This window comes from Ohtaekwangia sp. (genome assembly GCF_036568665.1).
In the GTDB taxonomy this organism is placed as follows: Bacteria; Bacteroidota; Bacteroidia; order Cytophagales; family Cyclobacteriaceae; genus Ohtaekwangia.
On the sequence record NZ_DATCSD010000028.1, the window covers coordinates 1 to 4,721 of the forward strand.

Genomic DNA, 4,721 nt, shown 5'->3' on the forward strand with positions numbered 1-4,721 from the left:
AGAAATGCATTTACTTTCGGCACACGTGTAAGGCGATTCATGCGCAGCGAAGATTGGTTGATAGAGCGTGCTGTCTGCAGCATCTGTAATTCTTCGCGTTGATTCATCGTGCCGGTAGTATCCGGTATAGCACCTGCTTGTATATCAGCAGTGGTAGCTTCGATCGGTGAATCCAGTTCTTTGTTAAGTAAGAAGTTGAAATACTTTTTAGCGTTGGCAGCTTTGTTCTGCGCGCTGTTCAATTCTGATTTAACACGCTCGGCTTCGCTTTTAGATCGCAGGTAATTAGCCGGTAAACTTTTTCCGTTGCGCAGCAGCGATTCATTCACCGCTACATTTTTATTCACAAGCGATAACCCGCTTTCATATATACTTACTGCGGCCACCGCGGAGAGGTAATTATAGTACGCCTCTTTTATATTGAGCACGAGTTGGCGTTTATACAGCTCTACTTCATACTCCTTCATCATTACCTGCTGGCTCTGTATCGTTCTGTTCAGATATAGATCGGTGTTGATGATGGGCATGGAAGTACGCACCCGCGCATCGTAAAAATTCTTGGGAAAGAAATTCTGCTTTACATTTTCCACGTGTGGAAAGGCATCGCTGTTGGTCATTTGGTTCAGCGAAGTATATACCGGGTTCAGAAGATCACCGATCGGTACGGCTATACTACGTCCGCCTTCGCCTGAAGTATAGTCGCCCAATAAAGTTACTGACGGGTAAAAATAGCTTCTTGCTATTTGCAGAGATTGCTGTGCCTGCTGCCACGAGATGTCTTTCTGTTGCAGCACCTGGTTGCTTTTCAGACCTTCTCGTACATAGTTCTCCAATACAGGCTGCGCGTGCAATCCTGTGGTGGCGAAGGCAAGCGCCACCAGCCAGGAAAGTGCGATCGGTGTTTTACGGGAAAAAGTTTTCATTGATATTTAAGTTTACACTGTTAAGTCGTAGAGCAAAAAAATTTATTGTATCTTTTTTGGATGCATACGATCCAAAATCTGAATAATTGTATTGCTGGCTTTCTGATGAAGATCGGCACGATTGGCTTCGCTCACTACATCGCAGCGGTTACGGATCTCCAGGGAGCAGATGCCATGCACCATAGACCAGAAGGTAAAGGCAAGCACCTCGCCATCCATTCCTTCAAAGTATCCTTTCTGAATACATTGCTGAATCGTATTCACCAGGAAAGCAAAGGCACGTTGTCCTTCTTCCCACTTTGCTTCATCCTTCTCGATAGCATTTATAGGAGAGCGATTGATGAACATGAGATCATAAAATTCACCATTCTCGAGGGCAAACTTGATGTAGGTCTTGCAGATCGCTTTAAGGCGTTCAAAAGGATCCTCCACATTTTCAAGTGAGCGGAAATATTGATTCAACAGAACAAAGCCCTCCAGGTGCAACGCCCTGAAAATATCATCCTTGTCCTTAAAGTATAGATATATTGTAGTAGGCGAATACTCAATGCGCTCGGCAATGTTGCGTATGGAAGTATCTTCAAAGCCGCGCTCGATGAAAAGCTCTTTGGCAACCTGAAGGATACGGGATCTCAGTTCTTCTTTCTGACGCTCTTTTCTGGATGCAATAGTCATAGTTCGCTTTCGGTAACTTACTTAACGGTGTTAAGTTAATAAGAGTTACGTGATAATTGATACTTTTTGACCGAAATTTTCCGAAGGTGTTAAAAATGCGCCAGAAAGGCCTTTTTTACAACACGAGAAAAGATGGATTGAGCAGGTTCTCTTTATTGTAAAGCAGTTCCTCCTCCCTGCCCCACTGGTAAACCTTGAGGCCAACTTCGTGCATAATGGCATGCGCTGCGGCAGTATCCCACTCCATGGTGGGCGCATAGCGCGGGTATATATCGGCTTTATTCTCTGCCAGTAACATAAACTTGAGACTACTCCCTTGTGATATGAGCGATGGCTCCTGCAATGCCTCAATAAAGGATTGTGTCTCAAAATTCATATGCGAACGTGATGCTACCACACGAAGTCCGCGTTGTTTCAGATCGATGGGGGTTCGCTTATCCAGTTTTGTAGTTACCTGATCCCGCTTTAGAAATGCTCCGCTTCCACTGGCAGCAAAGAACGCATCGCCAGTAACCGGCACAACTACAACACCAAGCACGGGTATACCTTGCTGAATAAGCGCAATGTTTACGGTGAACTCGCCATTGCGTTTCAAAAATTCTTTTGTGCCATCCAGCGGGTCTACCATCCAGAAGTGCGTCCAGCCCTTGCGTTGTTCAAAGGAGGTGATACTCCCCTCTTCACTTAGTACAGGAAGTCCGGATGGCTGCAGAATGTTTGTAATTACTTCGTGTGCCTGCTTATCAGCAATGGTTACAGGAGAATTATCTCCTTTAGCCTCCGCCTGAAAATTACCGGAGTGATATACTTCCAGAATTTTTTTGGAAGCCACCTCTGCGGCCTGAAGCGCTAACGATAAAAGGGGCTGATACTCCATGCCGTTGTTACACGATCATTCCCGCAGCCACCGTTTCATTCGTTCCTTCATCTACCAGGATCAAACTTCCGGTAATGCGATTCTTCCGATAGCTATCGAAAAGCAACGGTTGGGCTGTACGGATTTTTACACGCGCAATATCGTTCATGGCAAGATGATCTACATTCTCCGCGCGATGCAGTGTATTGATATCCAATTTATACTGAATCTCTTTCAACACACCTTTCACTTCGCGTGATGTGTGGCGTACATAGAATTTCGTATTGAGATTTACCGGGCGCTGATTCATCCAGCAGATCATTAAATCTATATCCTGCTCGGCCTGCGGATGATTGTTGGGCTTCGCGATAATATCGCCACGACTTATATCAATTTCATCTTCCAATGTTATGGTAACCGACATGGGCGCAAATGCCTCGTCTACTTTCTCGCTGCCAAAGTATATATCCTTGATCTTCGATTGAAACCCTGACGGAAGCACCAGCACGTCTTCTCCCGGACGAAAAATTCCACCGGATATACGACCAGCATATCCGCGGAAGTCGTGATGCTCTTTCGACTGCGGGCGTATAACATACTGTACCGGGAAACGACTGTCGATGTGGTTATGATCGCTTTCGATATGTACCGTTTCCAGCATGTGCAGCAAGGTAGCGCCCTGGTACCATGGCATGTTTTCGGAGCGGTGCACTACATTATCTCCCACGAGTGCACTGATGGGCACAAACTGTATATCGGATACTTCAAGCTTGGAAGAAAATGCTTTATACTCTTCCATGATCCGCTCGAAAATTTCTTCGTTGTAATCCACCAAATCCATTTTGTTCACGCATACAATGATGTGCGGAATCTTCAGCAACGATGCTATAAATGAATGGCGATAGGTTTGTTCAACCAATCCCTTACGCGCATCAATAAGAATGAGCGCCAGGTTAGCGGTAGAAGCGCCCGTTACCATGTTACGGGTATACTGTATATGGCCCGGTGTATCGGCTATAATAAATTTACGTTTGGGGGTAGCGAAATAACGATACGCTACATCGATCGTAATCCCCTGCTCGCGTTCCGACTTCAGCCCGTCCGTTAGCAACGACAGGTCTACATAGTCAAATCCTTTCTTCGCACTGGATGCTTCTACAGCTTCCAGCTGATCTTCAAAGATCGACTTGCTGTCGTATAACAGGCGACCGATCAACGTACTTTTTCCATCGTCTACACTTCCTGCAGTAGTGAAGCGAAGAAGCTGATTATTTATATAGGAACTCATTGTTGGCAGATTTAAGATGTAAAAATTTACTGACTAGAAGTAACCGGATTTCTTACGGTCTTCCATCGCTGTTTCAGAACGCTTGTCATCGGCACGTGTGCCTCGCTCTGTTTTGCGGGAGGCAGCCACTTCGGCAATGATCTTCTCTACGGTATCAGCATCCGAAACGACAGCACCGGTAATCGGCATATCGCCACACGTTCTGAAACGCACCGTCATCTGCATCGGTATTTCATCGGGCTTCAGCTTGAGCCACGGTGATGTAGAAAGTATAGCACCATCGCGCAGAATTACTTCACGCTCGTGCGCATAGTATAATTTCGGTATCGGTATATTTTCCTGGTGTATATATTGCCACACATCCATCTCCGTCCAGTTAGAAATTGGAAATACACGGAAGTGCTCGCCTATATGTTTACGGCCATTGAAGAGATTCCATAACTCGGGACGCTGGTTCTTCGGATCCCATTGACCGAACTCATCGCGATGTGAGAAGAAACGTTCTTTCGCTCGCGCTTTTTCTTCATCGCGTCTGGCACCTCCCATCGCTGCATCAAATTTATACTGCTCGATCGTATCCAGCAGCGTTACAGTTTGCAGCGCATTGCGACTCGCATTATAACCGGTCTCTTCTTTCGCACGACCTTTATCTATACTCTCTTGTACAGAGCCCACAATCAATTTTACACCGAGCTCGTTTACCAGCCAGTCGCGATACTCCATCGTCTCCGGAAAATTATGACCGGTATCAATGTGCACTAGTGGAAAAGGTATTTTGGCGGGAGCAAATGCTTTGCGCGATAAATAGGCCAGCACGATGGAGTCTTTTCCTCCGGAAAATAACAAGGCTGGCTTTTCGAACTGGGCTACTACTTCACGGATCACAAATATAGCTTCCGCTTCCAGTTCCTTTAAATGACTCAGATAATATTGGTGGCTCATCTTCGTTGTATTCTGTTTTTTTAAATTGGTTACAAGA

Annotated in this window: 5 protein-coding genes; all 5 read right to left on the reverse strand. The window is 45.7% G+C overall.

The genetic code is table 11. The features are described from left to right. On the reverse strand, window positions 1–923 hold a 923-nt coding region (locus tag VIN08_RS01415; RefSeq protein WP_331959104.1), incomplete at its 3' end, for a TolC family protein. A 42-nt stretch (window positions 924–965) separates the two neighbouring features. Beyond that, window positions 966–1,598, reverse strand: coding sequence for a TetR/AcrR family transcriptional regulator (locus tag VIN08_RS01420; protein WP_331959107.1), 633 nt, complete (start codon window positions 1,596–1,598; stop codon window positions 966–968). A 115-nt stretch (window positions 1,599–1,713) separates the two neighbouring features. Next, complete coding sequence (cysQ, locus tag VIN08_RS01425) at window positions 1,714–2,475, reverse strand: 3'(2'),5'-bisphosphate nucleotidase CysQ (protein ID WP_331959110.1); 762 nt, start codon at window positions 2,473–2,475, stop codon at window positions 1,714–1,716. Window positions 2,476–2,482: 7 nt separating this feature from the next. Next, window positions 2,483–3,742, reverse strand: a complete 1,260-nt coding sequence (cysN, locus tag VIN08_RS01430; protein WP_331959112.1) for a sulfate adenylyltransferase subunit CysN — start codon at window positions 3,740–3,742, stop codon at window positions 2,483–2,485. Window positions 3,743–3,775: 33 nt separating this feature from the next. Continuing rightward, the gene (gene cysD / locus VIN08_RS01435; protein WP_331959115.1) at window positions 3,776–4,684 is read right to left on the reverse strand and encodes a sulfate adenylyltransferase subunit CysD; all 909 of its coding nucleotides are present in this window, start codon (window positions 4,682–4,684) and stop codon (window positions 3,776–3,778) included. Between the last annotated feature and the right edge of the window lie 37 nt (window positions 4,685–4,721).

Coding starts and splice junctions, on each gene's coding strand:
- VIN08_RS01420 (WP_331959107.1), bottom strand. CDS start 1,598: ATGACTATTGCATCCAGAAAAGAGCGTCAGAAAGAAGAACTGAGATCC.
- cysQ (WP_331959110.1), bottom strand. CDS start 2,475: ATGGAGTATCAGCCCCTTTTATCGTTAGCGCTTCAGGCCGCAGAGGTG.
- cysN (WP_331959112.1), bottom strand. CDS start 3,742: ATGAGTTCCTATATAAATAATCAGCTTCTTCGCTTCACTACTGCAGGA.
- cysD (WP_331959115.1), bottom strand. CDS start 4,684: ATGAGCCACCAATATTATCTGAGTCATTTAAAGGAACTGGAAGCGGAA.